At 43.9% G+C, this 26,495-nt stretch carries 26 protein-coding genes and 1 pseudogene; 10 read left to right on the forward strand and 17 right to left on the reverse strand.

Annotated elements, in window-relative coordinates:
* Positions 1 to 83: 83 nt before the first annotated feature.
* From MKS89_RS07530 to MKS89_RS07545, 4 genes and pseudogenes are all read right to left on the reverse strand, one after another.
* Positions 84 to 263 (reverse strand): annotated as a pseudogene (locus MKS89_RS07530) (tripartite tricarboxylate transporter permease); the annotation flags it as partial.
* 56 nt (positions 264 to 319) lie between these two features.
* Complete coding sequence (locus MKS89_RS07535; protein WP_072957462.1) at positions 320 to 1,006, reverse strand: HAD-IB family phosphatase; 687 nt, start codon at positions 1,004 to 1,006, stop codon at positions 320 to 322.
* Positions 1,003 to 1,863 (reverse strand): lysophospholipid acyltransferase family protein, encoded by an 861-nt coding sequence (locus MKS89_RS07540; protein WP_072957465.1) that lies wholly within the window; start codon positions 1,861 to 1,863, stop codon positions 1,003 to 1,005. The genes MKS89_RS07535 and MKS89_RS07540 overlap by 4 nt, the downstream gene beginning before the upstream one ends.
* Complete coding sequence (locus tag MKS89_RS07545; protein WP_072957467.1) at positions 1,850 to 2,461, reverse strand: GNAT family N-acetyltransferase; 612 nt, start codon at positions 2,459 to 2,461, stop codon at positions 1,850 to 1,852. Before MKS89_RS07545 ends, MKS89_RS07540 begins: the two co-directional genes overlap by 14 nt.
* A gap of 887 nt (positions 2,462 to 3,348) precedes the next feature.
* On the opposite strand from MKS89_RS07545, the gene pncA reads away from it, so the two are divergent.
* On the forward strand, positions 3,349 to 3,969 hold the full coding sequence (pncA, locus tag MKS89_RS07550; RefSeq protein ID WP_072957470.1) for a bifunctional nicotinamidase/pyrazinamidase: 621 nt from the start codon (positions 3,349 to 3,351) through the stop codon (positions 3,967 to 3,969).
* A gap of 111 nt (positions 3,970 to 4,080) precedes the next feature.
* Here the strand turns inward: pncA and MKS89_RS07555 are convergent, their stop codons facing one another.
* The 3 genes from MKS89_RS07555 to citS all read right to left on the reverse strand — a co-directional run bounded on the left by MKS89_RS07555 (position 4,081) and on the right by citS (position 8,298).
* Positions 4,081 to 4,764, reverse strand: a complete 684-nt coding sequence (locus tag MKS89_RS07555) for a response regulator (RefSeq protein ID WP_072957472.1) — start codon at positions 4,762 to 4,764, stop codon at positions 4,081 to 4,083.
* Entirely contained in the window at positions 4,764 to 6,410 is a 1,647-nt protein-coding gene (locus MKS89_RS07560) for an ATP-binding protein (protein WP_083571255.1), read from the reverse strand. Before MKS89_RS07560 ends, MKS89_RS07555 begins: the two co-directional genes overlap by 1 nt.
* Positions 6,411 to 6,954: 544 nt before the next feature.
* On the reverse strand, positions 6,955 to 8,298 hold the full coding sequence (gene citS / locus MKS89_RS07565) for a citrate/sodium symporter CitS (protein WP_072957967.1): 1,344 nt from the start codon (positions 8,296 to 8,298) through the stop codon (positions 6,955 to 6,957).
* A 280-nt stretch (positions 8,299 to 8,578) separates the two neighbouring features.
* Here citS and citC point away from each other — a divergent pair, with 280 nt between their 5' ends.
* Genes citC through citG form a run of 6 tightly spaced genes read left to right on the forward strand, consistent with a single transcriptional unit; the run spans position 8,579 to position 13,859 of the window.
* The gene (citC, locus tag MKS89_RS07570) at positions 8,579 to 9,628 is read left to right on the forward strand and encodes a [citrate (pro-3S)-lyase] ligase (protein ID WP_072957965.1); all 1,050 of its coding nucleotides are present in this window, start codon (positions 8,579 to 8,581) and stop codon (positions 9,626 to 9,628) included.
* A gap of 43 nt (positions 9,629 to 9,671) precedes the next feature.
* Positions 9,672 to 9,968, forward strand: a complete 297-nt coding sequence (citD, locus tag MKS89_RS07575) for a citrate lyase acyl carrier protein (protein WP_072957964.1) — start codon at positions 9,672 to 9,674, stop codon at positions 9,966 to 9,968.
* A complete protein-coding gene (gene citE / locus MKS89_RS07580; protein WP_072957962.1) occupies positions 9,965 to 10,840 on the forward strand; it encodes a citrate (pro-3S)-lyase subunit beta in 876 nt (291 codons plus the stop codon). The genes citD and citE overlap by 4 nt, the downstream gene beginning before the upstream one ends.
* Positions 10,841 to 10,853: 13 nt before the next feature.
* Positions 10,854 to 12,380, forward strand: a complete 1,527-nt coding sequence (gene citF / locus MKS89_RS07585) for a citrate lyase subunit alpha (protein ID WP_072957960.1) — start codon at positions 10,854 to 10,856, stop codon at positions 12,378 to 12,380.
* Positions 12,377 to 12,916, forward strand: coding sequence for a citrate lyase holo-[acyl-carrier protein] synthase (citX, locus tag MKS89_RS07590; RefSeq protein ID WP_072957957.1), 540 nt, complete (start codon positions 12,377 to 12,379; stop codon positions 12,914 to 12,916). The genes citF and citX overlap by 4 nt, the downstream gene beginning before the upstream one ends.
* Positions 12,894 to 13,859 (forward strand): triphosphoribosyl-dephospho-CoA synthase CitG, encoded by a 966-nt coding sequence (gene citG / locus MKS89_RS07595; protein ID WP_072957956.1) that lies wholly within the window; start codon positions 12,894 to 12,896, stop codon positions 13,857 to 13,859. The genes citX and citG overlap by 23 nt, the downstream gene beginning before the upstream one ends.
* Positions 13,860 to 14,041: 182 nt before the next feature.
* On the opposite strand, the gene MKS89_RS07600 is transcribed toward citG, so the two are convergent.
* Positions 14,042 to 15,235 (reverse strand): class I SAM-dependent methyltransferase, encoded by a 1,194-nt coding sequence (locus MKS89_RS07600; RefSeq protein ID WP_072957953.1) that lies wholly within the window; start codon positions 15,233 to 15,235, stop codon positions 14,042 to 14,044.
* Between the two features lie 227 nt (positions 15,236 to 15,462).
* On the opposite strand from MKS89_RS07600, the gene yccX reads away from it, so the two are divergent.
* A complete protein-coding gene (yccX, locus tag MKS89_RS07605; RefSeq protein WP_072958004.1) occupies positions 15,463 to 15,741 on the forward strand; it encodes an acylphosphatase in 279 nt (92 codons plus the stop codon).
* Positions 15,742 to 15,884: 143 nt separating this feature from the next.
* Here yccX and MKS89_RS07610 read toward each other — a convergent pair whose 3' ends face one another.
* From MKS89_RS07610 to MKS89_RS07635, 6 genes are all read right to left on the reverse strand, one after another.
* Positions 15,885 to 16,214: a TusE/DsrC/DsvC family sulfur relay protein gene (locus tag MKS89_RS07610; RefSeq protein WP_072957949.1), complete on the reverse strand. Its 330-nt coding sequence runs from the start codon at positions 16,212 to 16,214 to the stop codon at positions 15,885 to 15,887.
* A gap of 174 nt (positions 16,215 to 16,388) precedes the next feature.
* On the reverse strand, positions 16,389 to 17,051 hold the full coding sequence (locus MKS89_RS07615; protein WP_072957946.1) for a Bax inhibitor-1/YccA family protein: 663 nt from the start codon (positions 17,049 to 17,051) through the stop codon (positions 16,389 to 16,391).
* A gap of 239 nt (positions 17,052 to 17,290) precedes the next feature.
* Positions 17,291 to 18,052: an amino acid ABC transporter ATP-binding protein gene (locus MKS89_RS07620; protein WP_072957943.1), complete on the reverse strand. Its 762-nt coding sequence runs from the start codon at positions 18,050 to 18,052 to the stop codon at positions 17,291 to 17,293.
* A 19-nt stretch (positions 18,053 to 18,071) separates the two neighbouring features.
* Complete coding sequence (locus MKS89_RS07625; RefSeq protein WP_072957940.1) at positions 18,072 to 19,169, reverse strand: amino acid ABC transporter permease; 1,098 nt, start codon at positions 19,167 to 19,169, stop codon at positions 18,072 to 18,074.
* Between the two features lies 1 nt (position 19,170).
* The gene (locus MKS89_RS07630; RefSeq protein ID WP_072957938.1) at positions 19,171 to 20,382 is read right to left on the reverse strand and encodes an amino acid ABC transporter permease; all 1,212 of its coding nucleotides are present in this window, start codon (positions 20,380 to 20,382) and stop codon (positions 19,171 to 19,173) included.
* A gap of 66 nt (positions 20,383 to 20,448) precedes the next feature.
* On the reverse strand, positions 20,449 to 21,480 hold the full coding sequence (locus MKS89_RS07635) for an amino acid ABC transporter substrate-binding protein (protein WP_072957935.1): 1,032 nt from the start codon (positions 21,478 to 21,480) through the stop codon (positions 20,449 to 20,451).
* Positions 21,481 to 21,952: 472 nt separating this feature from the next.
* On the opposite strand from MKS89_RS07635, the gene MKS89_RS07640 reads away from it, so the two are divergent.
* Together MKS89_RS07640 and MKS89_RS07645 are read left to right on the forward strand one after the other, a co-directional pair.
* Positions 21,953 to 22,903, forward strand: a complete 951-nt coding sequence (locus MKS89_RS07640) for a precorrin-2 dehydrogenase/sirohydrochlorin ferrochelatase family protein (RefSeq protein ID WP_072957932.1) — start codon at positions 21,953 to 21,955, stop codon at positions 22,901 to 22,903.
* Positions 22,904 to 22,991: 88 nt separating this feature from the next.
* Positions 22,992 to 23,348, forward strand: a complete 357-nt coding sequence (locus MKS89_RS07645; RefSeq protein ID WP_072957929.1) for a YibL family ribosome-associated protein — start codon at positions 22,992 to 22,994, stop codon at positions 23,346 to 23,348.
* Between the two features lie 90 nt (positions 23,349 to 23,438).
* Here the strand turns inward: MKS89_RS07645 and MKS89_RS07650 are convergent, their stop codons facing one another.
* Genes MKS89_RS07650 through MKS89_RS07660 form a run of 3 tightly spaced genes read right to left on the reverse strand, consistent with a single transcriptional unit; the run spans position 23,439 to position 26,374 of the window.
* Positions 23,439 to 23,921, reverse strand: a complete 483-nt coding sequence (locus MKS89_RS07650) for a YajQ family cyclic di-GMP-binding protein (protein WP_021020340.1) — start codon at positions 23,919 to 23,921, stop codon at positions 23,439 to 23,441.
* An 18-nt stretch (positions 23,922 to 23,939) separates the two neighbouring features.
* Positions 23,940 to 25,013: a 3-deoxy-7-phosphoheptulonate synthase gene (locus tag MKS89_RS07655; RefSeq protein ID WP_242656019.1), complete on the reverse strand. Its 1,074-nt coding sequence runs from the start codon at positions 25,011 to 25,013 to the stop codon at positions 23,940 to 23,942.
* Positions 25,010 to 26,374: a hypothetical protein gene (locus tag MKS89_RS07660; protein ID WP_072957926.1), complete on the reverse strand. Its 1,365-nt coding sequence runs from the start codon at positions 26,372 to 26,374 to the stop codon at positions 25,010 to 25,012. Before MKS89_RS07660 ends, MKS89_RS07655 begins: the two co-directional genes overlap by 4 nt.
* Positions 26,375 to 26,495: the final 121 nt, after the last annotated feature.

Consider the following 26,495-nt stretch of genomic DNA (forward strand, 5'->3'; position numbering starts at 1 on the left):
GATGGAAGAGAATGAAATTGTTAAAAAAAAGTAAATTCGGCATGGATTAAAAAGCCCAGCTGATGCTGGGCCGTATATCAAATTCAAGAGTGATGTAATGAGGTTTTTTGTGTTTTCAGATGACGGAGCATGGTACTGATGAGTGGACTTATCAGCAATAAGACTGCCAGTGATGCGAATGCCAAAGTAATCGGTCTTTCCCAGAGGAAATTGAGTTCGCCATCACTGATCATCAGCGCTCGGCGAAGGTTTTCTTCCATGAGTCATATGCAGTGAGCCGTTGGCCCACTGCATATATTTACAAGATGAAATGTAGATTTTAACTAGAGCAGAGCTGTGTTAAGAAATGGTCAATATGCTGCCCCACCTCTGCCGGCGTTGAAGCCCGTCTCATCTGTTCCATCGAAGGGAGCTGATTGTTTTGGAAATATTCCGCTGATACAAAGGCATCACTGGCGTGATAGCGTAATGTATCTTGATCGGCTGAGCCGTCACCAACAATGATAAACTTACCCGTCGTTTTATTCTGACTTTTCCATCGCTCGATGACCTGTACTTTCCCCTTTGAGGAAAGTAGTGGGGAAGGTCGTATACTGAGCACTCGATTTCCCAGCCAGATAAAACGATTCGCAGTGAGTTGATCATATTGAATGCCCCATGCATCTAATAACGGGGCAATCCACTCCGTATAACCGCCAGAGATAACATGGAGCTTGATACCTTTGTCGGTTAACGAACGAAATATTTCTTTTAACACGGGGTCTAAAGCATCTATCCGGCTTGACACATACTGATCAACGGTTTGCTTAGTGACAAACATCGCGGTTCTAAGCATGAACAGTTTTTCTTGCCAAGTTGCACGTCCGGCAAATGCCCGCGGTGCAATTTCTGCCAGATACCGGATTGTTTCATCACCGCCTTTTTTATGACTCAATGCGATTTTCAAGATTTCTACCGTACTCTCTTCCGGCAGTAACGTATTATCAAAATCAAAGATGACATTCATAACTGCTTTAACTGCTCTTTGTAACTATATTTATCATCTTTGGTCCAGTGGGTTGCCGGTATCTTCAGATAACTGGCTACAGCCTGTTGGATAGCGTCGGCAAATTCTTGCGGAGCCTGCTCCCGAGAGTAGTGAAGTTTATCCAGATAGGTCACTTCAAAATGGATATAGGGCATCATGAGAATCGTCATGAAGCGGACATACCCCGGAGACATCATCGGACTTGGAGACAATCCGAAAGGAAGTCTGACTTTTAAAGCGACCGGGACGACGGGTTGTCCTCGAATCATAAACTCAGGGCGAAACCGGAATAGCGCTTGCCCATTATTAAGGGTGGCTTCTGGCGTGATGTATAGTGCGTGTTTTTCCGGTGCTTTATTCCACTCCCTGAAACATTGCACTAACTGTCGTTGATTTCTGACGAGCCAATAGCTGGAATTCGAGCCTTTAAATAAGATGTAGCCAACGAATTTACCCAGAGGGCTATCCGCTTTATCAATCATCAGTGTCGCGTGTGGCATTGCTAACCCCGGAATATGATCAAAAATACTGACGTGGGGGGATGCAACGACACATCCGGCAGTATGTTGACCCACAGCTTCCGGTGTCATATTACAGCGAACTCGTATGCCTAACAGTCGGATGAACACTCGATATACCGATTTCCTTTTTGTATGAGGAAAGATTGGAAACACCAGTCCGTAAACGCTAATCAATAGCAGACGAAACAGCAATAATAACGATCCGAATGGCATATATAGGGCTGTCAAGACTGAAAAGTGGCGCCATAATTTTACATCACATAATGTCGAAATGGGGACATCCTGACATAACGTAGATTGCTCAATATTTTGCATGTACTGTTTCCCGTGCTTCTTGTTTCTGAATGTACTGGTATAACTTTTGAGCAGTACTTTCGTTTTTGTCTCTGACCTTGAAAAAGTTATCCCGGTCATAGTCAATCTTGAGGTGTTCACCGAATGGCGTGAAAACAATTCGGCATTGTTCACGGTTAAGGTTGAGGTATTTCAGATTCATCTGAATGGCACGAGTGTGTTTGATGTTCGTAAGTGTATAAACGGATGTGAATCCCAGTACATCAAAGGCCCAGCATAATGCGGTATGTCCTGCTAAATATGTCCAGGGGGTTCCCCAGTATTTTGGTAAGTAACGCATCCCGAAGTTAATACCAAATTGTTTTTCTTCAAATCCTGCGTACCCCATAAAAGGGGCATTGGTTCCTTGAGAAACCACCCAGCGAGCCCATCCTTTTTGTTCCTGATTTTGTCTGAATCGATCAACCTCATTTCTGATGACATCGATTGTTCTTGCTTGTCCGGAAGAGATAAACTTCATATTTTCTTCATCGGAAGCCAATGTCGCATACCCCTGAATATCATCATCGTTCCACTTGCGCAGCGTGATGCCGTATTTGCTACATATTACGTTATTCATATCTACCTACCGCCAAACTTCAGTTGTTCAATTGTTTATCATCGCCACATTGTCCAATGTGATGTTGCTACATCTCGTTCTAATAAGTTGTATTTTCCGTCCTTCTGTGGGTTCATATGACTGAGAACAGATGGAAAAGTTATGAACACTGGGTGAGGAGCTGAACTCAACATTCTTATGTATTTTTTAAACATATTTATTACATCATTATTAATGATATATACACTTTAGCTCCTCCGACCAGTGATGAATTGCATATAAAGAGCGTAAAAGTGACGGAAAATTTTCTTGAGTGAATAGTACTTCGGTAAAATATTCCTCTTTTGAATCATCGCTATGAATTTAAGTTATTTGCTCTTTGTTTTAATGTAAATAGTTGCTTATCGTCATAATTATCAAAAGAGGGAGTCGTGATCTTGATACAGCTAGTCAATCGCTAGGAGGGGAAAGGCACAGTGGATAAAATATAAAATAAAATAAAATCATCTAAAAAAAGAAAAAACATGCGCTTTAGTCTCTAATATGAGAAAATTTTCTTAGTTTTTCTTTTATGAGACTCGGACTGTGGAACAGAGTTATATAAGAATGTTAACGCTTTCATCGCGAATCAATTGGACATATATGATGGTTAATAGTTTTAAATTAGGAAAAAATGTTGACATCGTGATTTTCTGGAGATTTCTCATTTATAGAGATTGATATTGTCAATATGATTGACAATATTAGTTAAATCCAATAGGGCAGTATTATTTATCAGTATGATATTCTTTAAAAGAATATCATTATTGAATTGATAATCATAACTGCAATCACAACCCGCCATTTTATGACCAACAGTGATTTTGAGTGTGCGATGTTATAGGGATAGTGGTATTCAGGAGGAAGGTATGACTCAAACGTTAGTGATCGTCGATGTTCAAAATGATTTTTCACCATCTGGTGCGTTGCCTGTGCCTGATGGAGATTGTGTGGTTACAGTGATCAATCGGTTAATGTCTTGTTTTGATCATGTTGTTGCCACACAAGACTGGCATCCAGTTGGCCACGGTAGCTTCGCGTCCGTACATCATATGTCTCCCGGTGAGATGATAGAACTGAATGGCATTCAGCAGATACTATGGCCCGATCACTGTATTCAATCATCTTGGGGCTCCGAATTTATTCCCGGATTAGCGCAGAGCAATATTGAATATATTGTCTATAAAGGCAGCAATCCTGAAATTGATAGTTACAGTGGATTCTTTGACAATGGAAAACAGCAATCAACCGGGCTTTTGGATTATTTGAAAGAAATCGATTCAGATGAGTTGTACATTGTCGGACTTGCGACAGACTACTGTGTGCTATTTACAGCGCTTGACGCCGTTGAACTTGGTTTTAAAACTTATGTCGTTCAGGATGCTTGCCGTGCTGTAAACCTGAACTCTGACGATGAAGAGAAAGCTCTGGCGAAAATGGCTCAAGCCGGCTGTCGGATTATACAGTCAAAAGACGTGCTGAACGAATGATTGTGCTTAGCCGTGCAGTAAATCGATCATGACATGATGAGAGCGAAGACGTTAACACGTAGATGTATTGGTATGAAAAGAGCCAGTAACTCGACTGACCCATCCATGGTTCTACTTCCGACGGTATAGTCTTTCGGGCCTGCCAACCCGGCCGTGTTGAATAATTGCTTCAAGGAAGCTGGCGGACGTGCAATATTCCAGATATCGGCGAGCGGTCGTCTTACTGATGCCAACCAGTTTACCCAGAGACTCTGCAGTGTGTGTCACATCCTCTTCTTGATAAATGACCTTGATCTTATCCAGTGTTAGTTCATCAATCCCTTTGGGGAGATTATCTTGATGGTATTGTGCTTTTGATTGAAAGTTGAGTAATTCGTCGACATGCCTTTGGTTAAAGTTATCTGCGGCTTTCAGTGAATTGTTATATTTTAAATAGCGTTCAAGTGAGTCCTGTAGTCGGTCATAGGCAATCGGTTTGAGCAGATAGTCAAAAACCCCACAGCGAACTGCTTCACGGACGGTTTCCATATCTGAGGCAGCGGTGACAAAAATTACATCCGGCATGTTTCCGCTTGAAATCATCTCTTTCAGTAAATCCAGACCACACCCATCGGGAAGAAAATTATCTAATATAATTAATTGTGGTTTTAAAAAGCGGAGCATGTTCCGCGCTTCTGCCAGAGAGCGGGCAACACCAACCGGACGAAACCTAGGCATTTGATTCAGGTAGTAAGTGTGAAAATCAGAGATACTGACTTCATCTTCAACAATCAATACATCAAATACATCCATTATTATGTACTCACGTTAGGGATGAAAATAGAAAAAATGGTACCTTTGGGCTCAGCATGATCAATCAATATCGTGCCATTGGCCTGAGTGACCAGTCGATGGACGAGATATAAACCGATACCATGCCCTGGCTGTTCCTTGCTACTGACACCTTTGGTAAAAAGTGAATCAGAAATTGTTTCAGGGATACCGGTACCATTGTCCGCCACCTCAATGACGAGTTCGTCTGAGGCATCGGTTAAAAGCAGTGTGATCGTTTTATTACTGCTATCGCTTTTTAAAGTAGCTTCAAAGGCATTGTCAAGTAGATTACCCAAAATTGCAGCCAGTTCGTCGGATGACATACATTGTAGTTCTTTTTTCATCTGACAGAGTGGATCAAAATCCAACTGTAAGCCGAGTTCTTTTGCTCGGCTATATTTGCCCAGAAGGAGTCCGGCAATAATACGCGAGCAGAAAGTTTGGGTAATATAATCGATTAGTTGTTGTTGATTTTGGGTTTCTTTCTGAATGGCTTGAATGGCTTCATCATAAGCGCCAATTTGTACTAATCCTCCGATAGTGGATAATCGATTGGTATACTCATGACTGAGTACGCGAAGGTTTTCCGTATGCTGGCGAATTTGTGAAATTTGTGATGTCAGGGTATTGATATCATCCCGTCTACGGAAACTCACGACCCAGCCGACATGTTTTTCGAGATCCCCAATATTCACTCGATTGGCAACCAATGTTTCACCGTTGCAGGTGATCAGCTCATCTTGTTGGTCACTGATATCAACCTGACCATGTGGGTCACTCCCCATAAAAAATGAAGCGGGGGTGACGAATTCAGTAATGGATCTGCCGAGTAAATACTTGGGTGGGTGCGCGATGCCCAATGTTTTGAGTGCTCGGTTATTGACCGATAATATTTCACCTTGGGTACTGACAGCGATAATGCCTTCATAAACACTTTGTAAGATTGAACTGTGTAAGCGTAGAGAGAGCGCAATTTCTTCCGGCTCCATCTCGAACATTTGTCGTTTGATATGTTTGGTAAATAACCAAGCACCGAGCATGGATAAGATCAACAGGGCAAAAACAGCATAAAAAAGCGGATAGGAATATAATGCCATCCAGTCACTGATACTATTCATCAAGTATCCAACGGAGATGACACCGATAATCTCATTGTGCTGATTAATAATGGCGGATTTCCCACGGATTGCGAAGCCTAAACTCCCTTTCCTTAACGACGAATAATATTCCCCGTATTTTAACGCTCGAACGTTATCCCCCCCTTGCATGGGAAAACCGACTTTATCTGAATCAGGGTGTGCCAGCCGAATCCCTTTTTTGTTACCGACAACAATGAAGTCAGCATCAGAGATAGCCTGTAGCTCATGGACGGTATTCTGAATCGCTTCAATATTGTGTTGCTCGATGTTGTGAATCAATACTTTATTATGCGCAATCTCTCGGGCTTGGATGACAGCTTTGGTTCTAAACTGATGTTCGAGACTTTTACTGAGTGTGAGATGAAAAAAGACAGTAACCAATATTAATTGAATCGAAATAACAGAGATAAGCAGAAGGGCAACCCTGAGTTGGAATGATAGCTTCTGACATATATGTGTATGAGCGGCTTGAAAGATCGTTTTGAGCATAACGGTAGATTAAGGCTAATTGTTATCCGTGATTATATCGATTCTATGGATGAATAGAATTGACATGTGTGGTTCAACATCCATCTTTAGACGTTAAATATTCTGTATTTCTTATAGTCGTGCGTTCTACATCACAATAGTGAGAAATCAATATCATGCAGTTTTTGATTCGGCGGGTGATTATCATGTGATGATTGTTGTCATATGCATGGGGAATTTAATATATGAAGGCGGTTTGGTCAGAGCGCGTCAGGTGACGCGCTCCTAGGGGTTGTTGACCTTTCGTGGTTGAATTTTGTTCAATCTGAACGGGTATTGATCGCGGCGCGGGGCATGCCGCTTAGCTATCCTAAGCAAATGACCCGTAACAAAGAGCAAGACACGTTCAGATGAACCCTCTGGGCAGCATTTGTCGCTCATTTATCCAGCGTTAGGTCATGGTTCATGTAGATCGCTACACTTCACATGACCTGCCTTGACTAAATGAGCGACAAATTGCTGCAAAAACCATCACGAAAGGTCAACAGCCCCTAAGAAAAGGGAACTACATAAATATCCCGAATACAACACTGGCGATGATGAGAACAATACCCCCACCAAGGCGCGAAGAGATTTGGGCGTAAGAGAGTAAGTTCATTCGGTTAGACGCTGCCAGCACTTCAAGGTCACCGGAACCGCCTCGGTTTGCCATACACAGGCCCGCCGTGATTGAAGATTCAACCGGATAAAAGCCCATCATCCAACCTCCGAGTGCCGAGCCAAAAATTGCACCGGTTACAATGAGTGTCGCAATAATGACATTGGTGAATGTTAATGCATTGACCACTTCACCCAGATCGGTGTAAGCAATACCGACACCAACCATCAAAACCCAGAGCAACTGTTTAGAGAAGAAAGAAGAAAGACGTTTTGCACCTTCTTTGATTTCATCCGAACAAAGACCTGCACCGTTGATGATCGCAACAATAATGACCATATAAGCGAATGTATGAATTTTAATATTACCAAACCCGGGGAGGATATGCTTGGAGAGTGAGGCTGAGAATGTATAAACACAGGCAGCAAGCATTAGGCCAATGGCTATTTCACGAGGTGTAATCGTGGGTGTTTTGGTTGCTTCGCTCACATTGAAATTCGATTTACGTATCAGTTCTCCGTTACCGGTTAGTGACGGCATTTTATCGCCTAAACCATTCAGAAGCGCTGCCGCAACAATGGCAACAATATTGGCAATCGTAAGAATCGCAATAGCAACCGAATAATACTGTTCTTTTGAGCCCCCCGTCACTGACTCGTAAATTTCAGACAGAGGAATTGCGCCTGCACCATTACCGCCGCCCATAATTGGGAGCACATACAGCATCATAATTCGGTCCACCGGAATGCCGAAAATGATTCCTCCTAAGATACCAAGAATTGATGCGCCTGCCACCGCTGCGAGAATTGTTGGAATATAGCCAACTAATGAACGCAGCAGAAGTTTTCTATTGACTGCCAGAATCGACCCGGTGATCAGTACCGCGATGAATAGGTCGAGGAAGTCCGTTTTTTTCATAACATCGGTGACAGCGGTAATTTCTCTTTGGGTCAATAATCCGGTATGGACGAACCAAGCTGCGACAAGAAAAATCATTACTGGCGCGCCACCAATATATTTATTGAATATCGGTAGACGTTTACCGAATTCACCAAATATTGCTCCGACGACAAACATAAAGCTGAAGCCACCAACAATATTATTGGGAAGCGTATCGGTAATATGTGCAGTCAGAACCACAAGAAAGAGTAGGGCAAAAAGATGGAATGGTATGCCGAATATTTTTATTTGTGACAGCAATGAGTGAGATCCCTGAGCGTCACTTGTTATTCGTAACGTTTTTTCATTCATAATCAATTTCCGTAGGTTGATGTTCAATTTAGCAATTTAGATAAAAAATTGATCCATAATTGTGAAAAAGTTCATTGAATGAAGTGACGTTAAAAACGTCAATGGCGTTAATGGTTTTTATTATATTTTACAAATTAAAAACAATGAGATAGCGGGGTTTAGTTCATTAAATTCATAAAGAGTTTTTAAGCCCGCATATAAAGTGATTCATATCATTATTTTATGAGTACAAACACCGCAAACTATGTCGTGACAAATTGATTTATAGAGGCAGTACGGCATGTTAGACGAGGTGTTTTTTTCTCGAGTCCCAATTACGAATCGCCACAAAATGGGTAAAATTCAGACCTTTTTATCGCGTAACGGATTGGACATTGATGATGATGTAGAATATTTCGTTATCGGTAGACATGTCTCTGGGCAGATATTGGCATGTGGTGGCATCGCCGGAAAAGTTTTAAAGTCGGTTGCGATTGATAAGGCACATCGAGGCAGTGGCTTATCACTGACACTCATGACTGAATTGACTAACTTCGCTTATGAGTTAGGACGCTACAATTTATTTTTATTTACCAAACCGCAAAACTTTAATCTATTCCGCCAGTCCGGTTTTTTCCAGCTTGCGCAAGTCGATGATGCCATGGTTCTCATGGAAAATAGCCCCAACCGTTTTCAATCCTATTGCCAACAACTCAAATTGATGAAAGTTGCAGGCGACCGTATTGGTAGCATGATTATGAATGCGAATCCATTCACGTTGGGGCATCAATATTTAGTTGAAAAAGCTAGTGCCGAGTGTGATTGGGTTCATTTGTTTGTTGTTCGCGAAGAAGGTAAGGATTTTTCTTATCTTGAACGACTCAACATGATTCGAGCCGGCACACGACATTTGAAAAATGTAACCGTCCACCCGGGTTCGGATTATATGATCTCCAGAGCAACATTCCCGACTTATTTCATCAAAGATCAGAAGAAAATCAATCATTGTCATGCTGCATTGGATTTACAGCTGTTTCGTGACGGCATTGTTCCGGCTTTAGGGATTACCCACCGATATGTTGGTACGGAACCATTGTGTCCGGTCACCAACCATTATAACGAGTCGATGCATTACTGGTTGACTTCTGCAGCTTCTCGGCCAAACAGCATTGGCATTATAGAAGTACCAAGAAAGGCCATTGGTGGTGAGCCAGTCTCAGCGTCCAGAGTTCGGCGGTTATTATCTCAGCAACACTATGATCAGGTTGCGAAGCTGGTACCGAAAACGACCTACCAAATCCTATTGAGCGATGATGTTCAGTGTAATCGACTAAAATCAGTCGCGGCCTGAACGCCATTCATATAAAAATTTAAAATCAGAAAGGCCCAACCCCATGGAAATTAAACAACCAGCGTTTGCAGGAACACTGGAGTCCAGTGATCTTCAGGTTCGAATCTCCCCCAATAATGACGGAGGTATCATTATTTATCTCGATAGTACGGTTCAGCAACAGTTCGGAGAAGTCATCAAACATGTTGTGCTCGATGCTTTACAGCAACTGAAAGTGACCAATGCCATTTTAACGATTGAAGATAAAGGGGCTTTGGATTGTGTGATTCAGGCTCGGGTACAGGCTGCAGTGATGCGTGCTTGTGGTGTCGAACAGATTGATTGGAGTCTATTGTCATGAGTCAATTACGCAGAAGCATGTTATTTGTACCAGGTGCGAATGCCGCAATGCTGAGTAATACGTTTATCTACAAGCCCGATGCGATTATGTTCGATCTTGAAGATTCTGTTTCATTACGGGAAAAAGATACCGCACGTATGTTGGTGTATCGTGCATTACAACATCCTTTATATCAGGATATCGAGACCGTTGTCCGAGTGAATCCGATCGACTCCAAATTTGGTATCAACGATTTAAATGCTGTAGTCAGAGGTGGTGCGGATGTCGTACGTCTTCCGAAAACGGATACAGCGCATGATGTGACGTTGATGGCGAACCAAATTGAACAAATTGAGAAAGCTTGTGGTCGTGCTGTCGGTAGTACCAAATTGTTGGCCGCAATTGAAAGTGCCCAAGGGATCAACAATGCGATCGAGATCGCACATAGCTCCCCTCGATTGATCGGAATTGCGCTGGGAGCGGAAGATTATGTTCGTGACTTGCGTACCAACCGCTCACCGGAAGGAACGGAGCTCCTGTTTGCCCGATGTAGTATTCTTCAGGCTGCACGAGCTGTGGGGATTATGGCATTTGATACAGTTTATTCGGATGCTAACAATGAAGCTGGATTCCTTCGCGAGGCAGAACACATCAAACAACTTGGATTTGATGGCAAGTCACTGATTAACCCACGTCAAATCGATCTACTTCACAATGTCTATGCGCCGACCCAGAAAGAGGTCGATTATGCTCATGCCGTCATTGAAGCGGCTGAAGAAGCAGAGCAGCAAGGGCTAGGGGTTGTGTCTCTCAACGGTAAAATGGTCGATAGCCCAATCATTGAACGTGCACGCTGGACATTGCAACGTGCTGAATCCGGTATCAAACAATAGAAGGCAGTGTGTTATGAGTGTCAGTACGTTAAATAATCCAATTTCGCTTGATGAACTGGAAGTCCATTCATTAACGCCTTATACAAGAGCCAACGCAATCACACCGCATCTGGCTGAAGAACGATTTAAAAAAGGAAGAAAGCTCAAAGGTTCACTTGAACAGGCCATTAAAGAGTTAGGTTTGGCTGATGGTATGACGATTTCTTTCCATCATGCATTTCGTGGTGGTGATAAAATTATTAATACTGTAATGAATGTGATCGCCAGAATGGGGTTCAAAGACTTAACTTTAGCTCCCAGCTCTCTGACGTCGATTCATGCGCCATTAATTGAACATATCCGCAATGGGGTTGTGCGTAAAATTTATACCTCTGGATTACGGGGTGAGCTTGCTGAAGAGATCTCCCGAGGATTACTGAAAGAACCAGTTCATATTCACTCGCATGGCGGACGGGTTCACTTAGTCCAAAATGATGAAATTCATATCGATCTCGCATTTATCGGTGTCCCTTGTAGTGATGAGTTTGGGAATGCAAATGGCGTTCAAGGTAAGTCACGTTGTGGTTCTTTAGGTTATGCGCAGATTGATGCGCAGTATGCAGATCGTGTTGTTATTTTGACGGAATCAATAGTTGACTACCCGAACTCTCCAGCCTCAATTAGTCAGGACTGTGTTGATGCCGTGATACAGGTCGAAGAAGTTGGTGACCCGGATAAAATCGGGGGGGATGCAACTCGAATGACATCCAACCCGCGTGAATTACTGATTGCGAAACATGCGGCCGAGGTTATCGAACGCTCTGGTTATTTTAAGCCGGGGTTCTCTTTGCAAACAGGCTCTGGTGGTGCATCTCTTGCGGTGACGCGTTTCCTGAAAGATAAGATGATCAAGCAAAATATTGTGGCATCTTTCGGTCTCGGTGGCATTACTGCCACAATGGTTGATTTACATGAGCAGGGTTTGATTGAAACATTATTAGATGTCCAGTGTTTTGATTTGGTCGCTGCTGACTCTTTATCCCGTAACCCGAACCATCATGAAATTTCAGCCAATGAATACGCTAACCCTTCTTCAAAAGGTGCTGTGGTTGATCGACTGGATGTGGTCATTCTCAGTGCTTTAGAAATTGACATGCAATTTAATGTCAATGTGATTACCGGTTCCGATGGGGTGATCCGTGGGGCTTCTGGTGGTCATTGTGATACTGCGGCCGCAGCGAATTTAACGATTGTTGTTGCACCATTGGTTCGGGGACGGATTCCGACGGTTGTTGAACGGGTAACGAATGTGGTGACACCGGGAGCATCGGTTGACGTGTTAGTCACTGATCATGGTATTGCTGTGAACCCGAGACGTGAAGATCTGATCGAACGACTGAATGCACTTTCAATTCCGGTTTACTCTATTGATGAATTACAGGCTCGAGCTGAATTAATTACGGGTAAGCCTGAGCCAATTGAATTTACTGACAGAACGATTGCCTTTGTGCGGTATCGAGATGGTTCTGTCATTGATGTGATTAAGGAGATCGCTCAATGACACACATAACAGAAGGAACACCCGTTCATTTGTGTGAGCTGCTTGCGTGTAAAGAACGCCGAGCAAAAACTCAATTGTCATGGCTGAAAACTTACGGAGTCCCTTTGGTTTCATTTAGCATCAATATGCCGGGGCCCGTCAAATTGAACCCGATGAGTGAACATATTTTTGCTCAGGGATTAGCGGCACTGGAAGCCGCTTGCCATGAGCGGGGGTGGATACTCATCGCACAGCAAATTCATCATGAAAAAACGGGGCCTGAAGGCATATTTGCAGTGCAAGGCGTGAGTGCATCGATTCTTAAAAAACAGATGATGCACATCGAGAAAACGCATCCGGTCGGACGATTGATGGACTTAGATGTAATTGATAAGCAAGGTAAAAGTATTAGTCGTAAAGCTTATCAGATAGGGCGAAGAAAGTGCTTGGTCTGTCAGGAAGATGCTGTTGTCTGTGCTCGCTCCCGTCGGCATCCGCTTCAGGAGCTCTTGACGAAGATAGAGGAAATGACTCATGCAGACGAGTGCTGTCATTGATTTGCTGTTTGACAGACCACATCAGTGTACAGATGCTGAAAGTGTCGATGTGTTACCTTGTCATATTCAAGGGCAGGCATCTTTCGATAAATTTGTAGGTCATCTGGCTTATCATGCCATGATGCTAGAAGTTCATCTAACACCGAAACCGGGGCTGGTTGATACCGTGAATCAAGGAGCCCACCACGATATGGATCTGGCGTTGTTTGTTCGCAGTGCCGAAGTACTCGCACCATACATGGCTGGTTTCGTTCGAACGGGCTGGTTGCATCACCATCAACCGCTCTCGTCTCTTTTAGCGGAATTACGGCTGATTGGTATTGATGCTGAAGTCGCAATGTTTCAAGCAACATCGGGGGTCAATACCCATAAAGGCATGATCTTTTCCATGGGGCTCATATGTGGCGTTGTTGGTTGGCTACAAGCCAACCAACAGAATGTGGATGCATGTACTATCAGTGAAGCAGTGAGTCAGTGTTGTCAACATCTCGTCTGGGATGAGCTGCGGGAAATAAAACATCGGGCACCGATGACGCAAGGTGAAAAACTCTATCAACAGTATGGGGTGACCGGTGCAAGAGGAGAAGCGGCTTCGGGCTTTGAGACGGTCATGATACATGCGTTGCCTGCCTATCAATCGGCTATCGCGCAAGCGTTTTCAACAGAGCAAGCATTGTGGCAGACACTATTAGTTTTGATTGCGCATAATCAGGATACCAATTTACTTTCCCGTGGGGGAATGAGCGGATTGCTGTATGTTCAGCAGTATGCGTCCAGTCTACTTGCATCAGGGGGAATTGCTCATCCTGATATCGAAATGGCATTAAATCAGTTTGACCGTCGTTTGATCGAACGACATCTCAGTCCCGGTGGCAGCGCGGATTTACTAGCCGTGACTTGGCTGATTGCAGAATTGGAGAAAAGACTTTCCCCAATCGATTAAGGGCTAGCGTTTTCGGGGTTCATATCGAAAGCGAGAGCAGAACAATTTGATGATACTTTTGCTTCGGTAGATGACTGTCGCTACCGAAGCTTTTTTTATGGGTGCAAGATCAACGATTCACAGAATAAACCGTTCTATTCAGGGAAGCGATCAATGTCACCAAACTCTATTTATTTGCATTTTTACAGAACCCTACAGGCGAGCCCTTTGAGATAGAAGCCTTCCGGATAGGCTGAGTCGATAGGATGATCGGCAGCCTGACTGAAACGTTCGACAAACTTGACACTCCGGCCGGCATCCAGCGCTGCATCTGCAATAATTTTTTGAAATAGCATTTGATCCATGAGACCAGAGCAGGAGTAGGTGAGTAATGTTCCTCCGGGCTTAAGAATCTGCATTGCCAACATGTTAATGTCTTTGTATCCTCGACAGGCTCCGCTTAGTTGTGCTTTCGACTCGGCAAACTTTGGCGGATCCATAATGACGACATCAAATTGGGTGCCCTGATCGCGATACTCGCGTAATAATTTGAAAACATCAGCGTTCAGAAAGACAGCCCGTTTTTTAGAAATATCGAACTCATTCAATTGAGCATTTGTTTTCGCTGTGTCCAGAGCCGGTTGGGACACATCGGCATTGATCACACGTTTCGCGCCACCTTTCAGTGCATAGAGTCCGAAACCTCCCGTATAGGAAAAACAATTCAGGACTTCTTTATTCTCAACATATTTCATGGCGTGTAAGCGGCTGTCCCGTTGATCCAGATAGAAGCCAGTTTTATGACCATTGACGATATCAACGCTGATTTTGATGCCATTTTCTTCAATAATCACAGGTGCTGTCGGCCGATCACCGTGTAACACACCGACTTGTTCCTGTAACCCTTCTTTTTTACGGACGGCAACATCCGAACGCTCATAAATATGACATTCGGGGAAGCAAATTTTAAGGGCCTCAACAAGTAAATTTTTTGAGAACTCAGCGGCTGCACTCAACACCTGACAGACCAGATAATCTCCGTATCGATCAATTGTAATGCCCGGTAAACCATCAGACTCTGCAGCAATGAGACGATAACCCGTTAACTGACCTTGCTGAATGACGGGGTCTCTCAGTTGTTGTGCCTGACGGATACGTTGGATGAAAAAATCGGTATCAATAGCGGTCGGTTCGAAGCTCCAAATCCGGGCCCGAATTTGTGATTGTGGCGAAAAGCCGGCTTTCGCCAGCCACTTTCCGTCGTGACTATAGACATCAACAGTCTGACCTGAAACTGGCTCACCTTTCACGTGTTCGATTGCTCGGGAGAAAATCCAAGGATGGCGGCGAAGGAGAGATTTGTCACGCCCTTTGGCGAGGTAGATAGCGGCTGTCATAGATGCATTCTGTAGCTTGAAAAAACGGTATTGTCGGTGATGTGCGGGGGAAAAGCAATGAATTGAGGTATTGGGGCTTTGAGTGGTAAGGTGTTTTTGTATGGGGAATCATTGTTTAGCGTGAGCGTGGTATCTCTCACATTCGATTGGAATTTGGATATACTACGTTTATGAGCGAATTATCATTGCTTGATGAGTTTTCTGATGCGAAAGAGGAGGAACTGAATATGTCACAAAAGAGAGAAATCTTTACGGTGAAAGGTGTTGTCCAAGGTGTTGGCTTTCGTTATTACGCCTCGCATCAGGCTTTAAAATTAGGGCTGACCGGTTATGCGAAAAATTTGCATAACGGTGATGTGGAGGTTGTGGCTTGTGGTGAAGCCGATAAACTGGAATTACTCTATCAATGGCTCCATGACGGTTCACCGGCAGCGCGCGTCGAAACGGTTGTGCGGAATGATTTTCACAGTGAAAAATCGTTTCGGGGATTTTCAATTCAGTCATGAGTCATTTTGTGGTTGAGGACCGGTGTTTCAACGGAAAAGACACTGCGTTGAAACACAATGATTCATCCTCAACCTTTTTGTACATCAGTCTTTGAATGTGGGGGAGTACATCCAATATTCACCGACCTGAGTATGTGATGGTATTACAGGCATTTCGCCGGCTTTGGCAGTCCAGCCAGTTTGGTTGCTTGCTTGGCCGGTCCTTTACGGAACAGCTTAAACAGATACTTGCTATTCCCTTTTTCCGGGCCGTGGGCTTTTTCCATCGCTTTGACCAACATACGAATGGCAGGCGAGGTATTGTATTCTTCGTAGAACGCCCTGATAAAATGAATAACTTCCAGATGCGATTCCGTCAATTCAATGCCTTCTGCTTCAGCTAACTGTGGAATCATCCCTTCCTGCCATTGTGTGTGATCAAGTAAATAACCTTCGCTGTCGGTTTCAATCATTTGACCATGATATTCGAACATAAACGCTGTATTGCCTCATTGATTAGAACGCGGTAAGAGTAGCTGAGTGCTTGTGATGAAACAATCATTGTTACAGAAAAAATGGGTGGGAAACGAAAAAAGCCCGGAATTCGGGCTTTTTCTATACTCTGTCGTTAGAACATTATTGTTCTGAACGCACTGGTCTCAAAACCATTAATCGTCGTTCATGACACCCAGAATACTCAGTAGGCTGATGAACAAGTTATAGATTGAAACATACAGCGTAATCGTTGCTGAGATGTAATTGGTTTCTCCGCCACGAACAATTTGTTGTGTGGTCAGCAAAATCGCACCGGTCGAGAACAGCACGAACAGCCCACTCATTGCCAGATACAGGGCAGGGAGTTGCAGGAAGATATTTGCTACAAAGCCGACAAGCAGAACCACAAAACCAGCTAACAGCATTCCGGACAGGAATGAAAGGTCACGTTTTGTAGTCAGTGCATAAGCAGAAGCAGCCATAAAAGTGAGGGCTGTACCACCAAGCGCGGTTAAGACCACATCTCCGAGACCGGCGCTGATATATGCGTTCAGGATCGGGCCTAACGTATAACCGAGGAAACCTGTAAACAGGAAGGTGAAAACTAACCCCATACTGTTATCGCGGTTCTTCTCAGTCAGAAACAGTAAGCCATAGAAGCCGACCAACATAATGATCAACCCTGGAGCCGGAAGGTTCATCGCCATGGAAACGCCAGCAACAAGAGCAGACCACAATAGTGTCATCCCTAATAGCGCATAGGTGTTTCTTAACACTTTGTTTGTTTGAAGTGCACTATCTAATGTCGATGTGCGTGAATACATAGGACGGTTCATACGCTTCCTCGTATAGTGATTGTCTATTACTAATTAAGACTCTATATGGGGGTAAAAGTTCTTATCTTCAACCCTCATGCAATACTATGACCTTATCTTAGTCATAAATGAACTGCAATACCGCGATGAAGTTGTAACACAATTTTTCTGATGAGAAACAAGTGTTAACTTTGGGAGCGTTTGCTGGCGAAAACAAGGCACAAACGTGCCTTGTTCGTGAAAGATGCGTTTTCTGAGCATTAATGCTGCAAAATCTGCGCGAGGAAGTTTTGGGTGCGATCTGACTGGGGGTTAGCAAAAAAATCTTGGGGATTATTTTCTTCAATAATTTCCCCTGCATCCATAAATATAACTCGGTCTGCCACTTCTTTGGCAAATCCCATTTCGTGAGTGACACACAGCATGGTCATACCTTCTTCTGCCAGTTCAACCATAACATCCAAGACTTCTCTGACCATCTCCGGATCCAAAGCGGATGTCGGTTCGTCAAACAACATAATATGAGGATTCATACACAGTGAGCGGGCGATCGCCACTCGTTGTTGCTGCCCCCCGGACAACTGGCCCGGATATTTCTTGGCCTGATTGGGGATCTTGACGCGTTCCAGATATTTCATCGCAATGGCTTCGGCTTCTTCCTTTGGCATTTTCTTCACCCAGATGGGGGCCAGTGTACAGTTTTCTAGCACCGTTAAGTGGGGAAAGAGATTGAAATGCTGAAAGCACATACCGACCTGACGACGAACGGCTTCGATATCTTTTAAATCTTCAGTGAGTTCATGACCTGCGACGATGATCTGACCTTTCTGATGTTCTTCGAGCCGGTTAATGCAGCGAATCATGGTCGATTTACCGGAGCCGGAGGGACCACAGATAACGATTCGTTCACCTTTGGTCACATTCAGGTTAATGTTCTTTAATACATGGAACTCACCGTACCATTTATTCATATCCTTAATTTGGATCACGGTTTCTTTATCTTGAGTATTTTGTAGCGTCATAATACGTTCCTTGAAATTTTTATCGTTTGTGACCCGTATGCAGTTTGTTTTCTAGCCAAATCGAATATCTCGACATGCCAAAACAAAAGACCCAGAACACTAACGCGACAAATGCATAACTTTCGGTGGAAAAACCAAGCCAATTCGGGTCGGTATTTGCTGCTTGACCGATACCAAGCACATCAAACATCCCGATGATGAGTACCAAACTGGTATCTTTAAATAGATCGATGAAGGTATTCACAATCGAAGGAATGGTAATTTTCAGTGCCTGAGGCAAAATAATTAATCCCATCTTTTTGGAATAACTGAGCCCGAGTGAGTCTGCGGCTTCATACTGTCCTTTGGGAATCGCTTGTAAACCCCCGCGAATAACTTCGGCAATATAAGCGGCACTGAATAGCATGACACCAATCAGCGCTCGGACTAACTTGTCACTTTCTGAACCGGCAGCCATGAATAGCGGGAGCATGACAGAGGCCATAAACAAAACGGTGATCAGCGGGACACCACGCCATACTTCAATATAAATGGTACAGAAGCTACGGATGACCGGCATATGAGAGCGTCGTCCGAGAGCAAGTAATACCCCAATGGGTAAGGATGCAACGATCCCGACTAAAGCCAGCACGAGAGTGACCAGAAGACCGCCCCATTTATAGGTTTCAACGATGGGTAAGCCAAACCATGCACCATACAGCAGCCCAGCCATTAAGAGTGGGTAAATGGTTAACGTGAACAGTGCCAGCCAGCCACGTTTCGGTGTCTTCGGATAAGCCAGCAGAGCAACTAAAATGGCCAATGTGGCATAGAAAATCTGTGGTCGCCATAATTCACTTTCCGGATAAAAACCAAACATAAACTGATTGAAGCGGACATAAATCAACACCCAGCAGGCGCCTTGTTTTGAACAGGCTTCACGGCTTTGCCCGATCCAATCGGCTTTAATCAGAGCCCAGTCAATGACATGGTATAATCCGGTGAATGCAAAGTAAGCGAGAATGAGCGTCAATACTGAATTGAAGACATTGCTGAACAAATGCTTGCGCATCCAGGCGATCGGGCCGCTGGTATTTGATGGTGGCGGCAGATCCGGTTGAAATTGATGTACTTTCATCTTATCTCTCCACCAAAGCAACTTTACGGTTATACGTGTTCATTAAAAATGAAGTAATCAGACTGATAGTTAGATAAACCGCCATCGTCATCGAAATCACTTCAATGGCTTGTCCCGTCTGGTTTAATGTCGTCCCGGCAAACACATTGATCAGGTCCGGGTAACCGATCGCAACAGCGAGTGAAGAGTTTTTCGTTAAGTTGAGATACTGGCTGGTTAACGGTGGAATGATAATACGCATGGCCTGAGGGATAATAACCAATTTGAGAGTTCTCCGGCGAGGCAGACCTAGTGACATGGCGGCTTCGGTCTGACCATGGCTGACGGCATTGATACCTGAGCGCACGATTTCTGCAATAAATGCCGCCGTATAGATACTGAGAGCAAGGAGTAGCGCAACGAATTCCGGAATAATCTCGATGCCGCCCTGAAAATTAAATCGTTGTAGAACAGGGTATTCCGCTGAAATTGGCATTCCCATCCAGAAGTAAGCAATCGCAGGCAGGCCGATAATCAGTCCGAGTGCAATACTCAGTGTCGGTGTTTGTTGCCCTGTCACTTTTTGGCGATTACTGGCCCAGATCTTCACGCAGATAGTCGTGATTACTCCGAGAATAAATACTGTTAAGACCAGACCACTTCCTGATGCAAAAATGGGCCTAGGAATAAATAAACCACTGACGTTAATAAAGACCGCGTCGCCGATAGAAAGGCTTTGTCTTTTTCCGGGCAAGGCCTGTAAGACGGAGAAGTACCAGAAAAGAATCTGTAACAGCAGCGGAATATTACGAAAGGTTTCAACATAAATTGCAGCCAAACGGCTGACAAGCCAGTTTGACGACAGGCGGGCAATCCCAATAATAAAGCCGAGTACCGTCGCAAGAAAAATACCAATGACCGAGACATACAAGGTATTCAGTAGACCGACAACAAAGGTCCTGCCATATGTATCTGTATCGTTGTAATCGATCAGAGACTGACTTATCCCGAATCCTGCCGGTTGATCCAGAAAATTAAATCCAGTGGTAATGCCGCGAGACTCTAGATTTGTCAGGGCATTATTCACAATCGTGTAAATAAAGAAGACCAGTGCCAAGATAGCAATTATCTGAAAGACGACTGACCGAAACGTAGGATTATAGAATAAATGTGTCACTTTTTTTGTGGCAGACGTGTTGCCTGTTGAGGACACCGCGTTATTTTCAGGCTTCATACAACAATAACCTCAAGTCCATTTCCGACAAAGGGCGGATTGAACCGCCCGTTTTTAATATGATAATTAGCGGATTGGTGGGGCATACATGAAGCCGCCCGCATTCCATAGTGCATTGACACCACGGGCAATTTTAAGCGGAGAGCCTGAACCAACGGAGCGCTCAAATACCTCGTCATAGTTTCCGACTTGTTTGACGATTTGATAACCCCAGTCGTCGCGGATACCCAGACCTGAGCCTTTCGGTCCATCCAAGCCCAAAATACGTGTAATGTTGGCATCCTTTGATTTCTTCATCTCATCAGCATTTTTTGATGTGATGCCATATTCTTCCGCATTGACTAATGCAAATAGTGTCCATTTGGCGACGTTAAACCACTTGTCATCATCTTGGCGGACAACGGGCCCCAGGGGTTCTTTAGAAATAATTTCCGGAAGTACAACGGCAGAACTTGGATCCTTGAGGTTGACACGGAGTGCATAAAGTTGAGACTGATCTGATGTCAGCACATCACATCGGCCAGCATCGAAACCTTTAGCGGTTTGAGCGGATGTATCAAAGACGACCGGCTTATAAGACATACCATTTTTACGGAAGTAGTCGGCAAGGTTCAGCTCAGTGGTGGTTCCTGACTGAATACAAACGGAAGCACCATCAAGCTCTTTGGCACTTTTGACTCCGAGATTCTTTTTGACCATGAATCCTTGGCCATCATAGTAAGTCACGCCAACAAAATTGAGACCTAAAGCTGTATCGCGTTGCAGTGTCCATGTTGTATTACGAGAAAGGACATCAATTTCACCGGATTGTAATGCAGTGAAACGCTCCTTCGCAGTTAATGGTACAAATTTGACTTTTGTTTTGTCACCGAGAACGGCTGCGGCCAATGCTCGACAATATTCAACATCAATACCTTCCCATTCTCCTTTAGCATTGGGGTTGGAGAAACCGGGAAGCCCTGTACTGACACCACAAGTAACAACGCCATTTGAGAGCACTTTGTCAAGCGTACTCTCTGCTGCTGAAGCAGACTGAGCTGCAACCATTGCAGCTGATGCGACAGTGATTGAAGCAAGAATTTTGAGTGTGTTTGCCATGAGTTTGTATCCTTCCAGTATGAATCATTCAAATGTCATCAGCGATTCCTGACACAAGTAATTCATTTTGTATTTATTTGTTCTGGCGGTTGAAACCGCTATTTGTCAGAACGCTATTCCATTTTCAGTAACAATCGTCTGTAAGCATCGGTAGAGATTAGGTTTTTCTCTAATTTCTAATCAAAGGAATTATCATGTAATCTCAAGCCGAGCCTGCATTTAAGCATGGACAATTGTTATTTAAATGTAAATAGTGCAATCAAGTTCGATCATAGTGCAACTGTGTATATGTATATTTATCAAATGATTTCTTGAATTTTTGTTTTTCATTTTTGTTTATATTTGGTTCTTTAATCTAGTTTTCGGTGTTAATTTAATCAATAATTCCCGTGGTTTCATATAATTCAAGCAGGGTTGCACTTTTTTGGGTTGAAGGTCTTGTTATAGTTGTTAATTTGAGGTTGTAAATGTTATGCAATATTTTCCACTGTTTATGGATTTAACTGAAAGGGCTGTTTTAGTCGTTGGAGGAGGAGAAGTTGCAAGTAGAAAAACTGAAGCTTTGGTCAGAGTCGGTGCTCGAGTGACTATCTTGTCTCCAGCGATTTCCGAGTCACTCCAAGTGTTGTGGCATGATGATGCGATTCAATGGATTGAGCAACGCTATGATAGTGCTTTTCTGACTCGTAATTATGTTCAGGTTTGGGCAACGACTGATCATGCTTCCTTGAACCACCAGATTTATGCGGATGCCAAATTACTCGGATTACAGGTCAATGTTGTTGATGATCAACCTTATTGTGATTTTATTACGCCAGCGATGATTGATCGCGGACAAATCCAAGTGGCTATTTCCAGTGGTGGTGCTTCTCCGGTGTTGGTGCGTAACATTCGTGAGTCAATTGAAGCGGTTTTGGCACAGAATTTACGCGTTCTTGCGCAGTTTTGTGGTGAAAAGCGAGAGCATCTGAAAGCAAAACGACCGGATGTTAACGCCCGTCGCCGTTTCTGGGAGTCTTTCTTGGCGGATCCGATTGTCAAAGAAACGCATGATCCGGCAGTATTAGAGCAAATCTATCAGCGTTATATTGCAGCGCCCGGGCTGACAGTTCGAGAAGTGATGTGGGTGGTTTGTGATGCGGATGTGGAATTGCTACCGATGAAAGCCGTGCGTTTTATGCAGCAATCTGAGCAAGTGCTTTACCATCGAAATATCCCTGCGGAAGGACTTGATTTATGTCGCCGTGATGCAGAAAGAACGGTGTTTGATAGTCGGCCCCAATTACAAGGTTTACTGACGAAAGCCAGAGAAAAAAATCTTAACCTCTGCATCATGGTAACCACCGCTGATTTTCAGAGCGTTGCTGATCTGAAAATGAAAGGGGAACGTCAGTTTGGTAGTGGATTTTATCAGAGTGAATGACAGTTGAAATTCACTGTGATCGGCTCAATCAAAATCTCACGTGCTTGTGATATACTGCGCCGCAATTAACAAATGAGAGTTATTTCCTATGAGTGTAAAAGAGCAAAGCCAGCAATTGAAGAATCGATTGGACAAATGTAAACATAAGCTGGAAGCAGCCAGATCTCGGGGGGATAATGAGATGATCACCCAGTTTACGGATGAAATCGACGCGTTGAGTAAACAGATCAATGCATTGAAAAGTAAGCAGGAATACGATTTAAATAAAGAACGCAAAAGATTGTCGGATTTACCTTTTTCCCGGGAAATTACGCGTGAGGAACAAGCCGATATCGGTAAGCTGAAGAAATCCGTTAAAGGGTTGGTTCTTGTTCACCCGACGACTAAATTAGGCAAGGCGATGCGTCTTGAGGTGATGACCGGTTTTGCGCCTCGCCAGTTCTAACGGCAGCAGCGTTTGGTTGAGAATGCAGGGCTCGTGATACGCGAGCCCTGTATAGTTAAACCACTTGTTTATCTAACCCTATCGGGTTTGTTAGTCTCTGAAGTTGTCGAACTGAAATGGCTGACCAAAATCTTCTGAGCGGATAAAGGCAATGACACTCTGTAGGTCGTCTCGTTTTTTACCCGTGACACGAATTTTATCTCCTTGAATTGAGGCTTGGACTTTGAGTTTCTGATCTTTAATGCTTTTGACTATTTTTTTGGCCAGCAGTGTCTCGATTCCTTGTTTGAATAAAACATCCTGATGCCAGTATTTACCCGACTGACTGGCTGTTTGAGACGCCATCGCATTCCCGTCGACTTCACGTTTTGCCAGATTCGCTCGTAAAATATCACGCATCTGTTTCAACTGAAAATCACCTTCAGCAGATAGGGTGACAACTTCGTCTTTCAATGCAAAACTGGCTTCAACATTTCGAAAGTCGAAGCGAGTCGATAGTTCACGGTTTGCATTATCAACAGCATTTTTTAATTCAACGGTGTCAATTTCTGACACAATGTCAAAAGAAGGCATGGGGAAAGCTCCTTGTTCTTATCGTTTGTTGTTATTTCTGTCTTGTATCGCAGCGTTCAGTTGGGTGATCATCTGCTCGGTATCTGCCCAGCTCAGGCATGGGTCGGTAATCGACATGCCATATGTCAGTTGGTCAAGCGAGGCAATTGGCTGCTGACCTTCTTCGATGAAACTCTCGGCCATAATTCCCGCAATTTGATCACTTCCGCGACGAATTTGCTGGCAGATATCTTCAGCAACGGTCAACTGACGTTTATGTTGTTTCTGGCAGTTCGCATGGCTGAAATCGATGACAACCCGCGGAGACAAATGGTGTGATTCTAATTGAGCACAAGCTTGTTGAACAGACTGGCTGTCAAAGTTCGGCCCGTTTTCACCACCGCGAAGAATGACATGTCCATAAGGATTGCCACTGGTTCGGTAAACGGTCATTCGACCTTGCCGATCCGGCGAGTAAAAATAATGGGACGATTTGGCAGCTCGAATTGCATCAACTGCAACTTTGACATTGCCGTTGGTCGCATTTTTGAAACCGACGGGGCAGGATAGTGCCGAAGCCATTTCCCGATGAATTTGAGATTCTGTCGTTCTGGCTCCGATGGCTCCCCAAGAGATCAGATCGGCAATGTATTGACCGGTAATCATATCCAGAAATTCAGTTGCAGTTGGCAATCCAAGTTGATTAATCGCCAGTAAGACTTCACGAGCTTTGCTTAATCCTTCTTCGAGTGCATAACGACCATCCAGATACGGGTCCGTGATTAATCCTTTCCAACCGACAACAGTCCTCGGTTTTTCAAAGTAGGTCCGCATCACAATCAGTAAATTATCCGCATAACGCTCGCGAAGAACATTCAAGCGTTGTGCGTAATCCAGAGCGGCCTTCGGGTCATGAATCGAGCATGGGCCGGTGATGACTAAAAGCCGATGATCTCTACCATGTAAAATGGCTTCGATTTCATGGCGACTTTGTGAAATATGCTGGCCAACGGCAGCACTGACAGGAGACTGTGATCGCAATTGTTCGGGGGTTGGCATATGCCCTAAAGGCTCTGTTCTTAATTCGTCGGTTTTCATATGATTTAATTTCATTCCAGTTCGTTAGATGTCAGCTCAATTGGTTCAATCGCGACTATCTTGCTGCGGTTGAGTACCACCTTCCAGCGATAGTAAATTGGCTCATCAATATGATTATCCTGTTTGATAATGAGGTTAAACAGGTGGCGTTTTTCAATTTTTTCGCGGCTAACTTGGCCGTTGTTTAAGCGGTAGACACGGTATGTATCTTTATCGAAAAGTCGCGTAATTTCACGAAAGTCAAAATAGATGGTTTCTCGAGTTTCTTCGTAACCGCTCATAAAACGTGACGTTGACATTTCCGTTTCAGAGCGGTAACTAATGACTTGCTCTTCCCGTTGAACAATCCGCTTTTTACGGATGCGTTGAATACGATCGGGAAGGTTGCTAATCGTCTGGTAATTCAACCACTCATATTTTTGACCGATCTGCTTTCCTGTACTGGGATCGTAGTAACGTCTTTTCCATTTCGGTTTGCCTTTACGGAGCCAGCGCCAGAGCATATCTTTCAAATCATCTTTAAATATTTCTCTTAGCGCATAAATAAAAGACATCGCAATAATAAACGAAGCGGTAATCTCTCCCCAGTAATCACGAGCAAAAACAACCATCATCGTGACAAACAGCATTACGAAACCTGTGGCGATACCTTTCACGATACGGCGAATATTATTGCCCAAGGCGATCAATGTTTCTTTCAGAATGACAGGGTGCTCAATCAGGCGACGTAACAGACGCATTTTATTACTAATACGTGTAATGTCCTGGGTGGCTTGATCCGAGTTATAGTGATGCAGTGCTCGGTGTGCCTGTTCCTTCTCTGCCAGAATGATCAGACGATCTTTAATCGTTTTGTACTCACTGTCCCGGGTTAAATGAGCGACCAGAGAAAGAAATTTTTGTTCGGTATACCAAGAGAGATAGTTATCAATATTGGTGTAATACCGTTTGAGCGTTTCTTCATAAGGAATGGTACGCCTGAGTCGGCGGAGGATGTCTAACGTCAGTTCAACGACATTATCGATCTCGGTTTCAGTGACGTTGTCACTATCATGAAGTAGATTGCCGACCGCATTGTCGAGCGCCATCACATACTGGTAAGCAAACAGACTCAAACTAATTCGATATTGCGTGGATGATAGTCTGCCTCGCTGAGCAAGACGGCTATGAATCAATGGCAGGAGATGTTTATCACTGTAATAGGCGCGTTTTTGGGTCAGACAATTGTAATATAGGTCTGTCTCAGGCATCAGATCTTGATTGAGTCCGATCTCTCCCGGTACGAACAGATACATTTCCAGGCTGGAAAGTTTACTTTTTGACATCTCATGGGATATTTTCAACGTAATTGCATCATGTTTGCTAACCTTGATCAAACTTGTCCCTCCGGTAAACGCATCTTTATTCCTGAATCAGCGCAAGTGACATTAATCCTGACGTTGACTCAGTATATATTTGTAAATGGTAGAGAAAGGATATCAGAGATCGCGTATAATC

The organism is Vibrio gazogenes (assembly GCF_023920225.1).
Lineage (GTDB): Bacteria > Pseudomonadota > Gammaproteobacteria > Enterobacterales > Vibrionaceae > Vibrio > Vibrio gazogenes.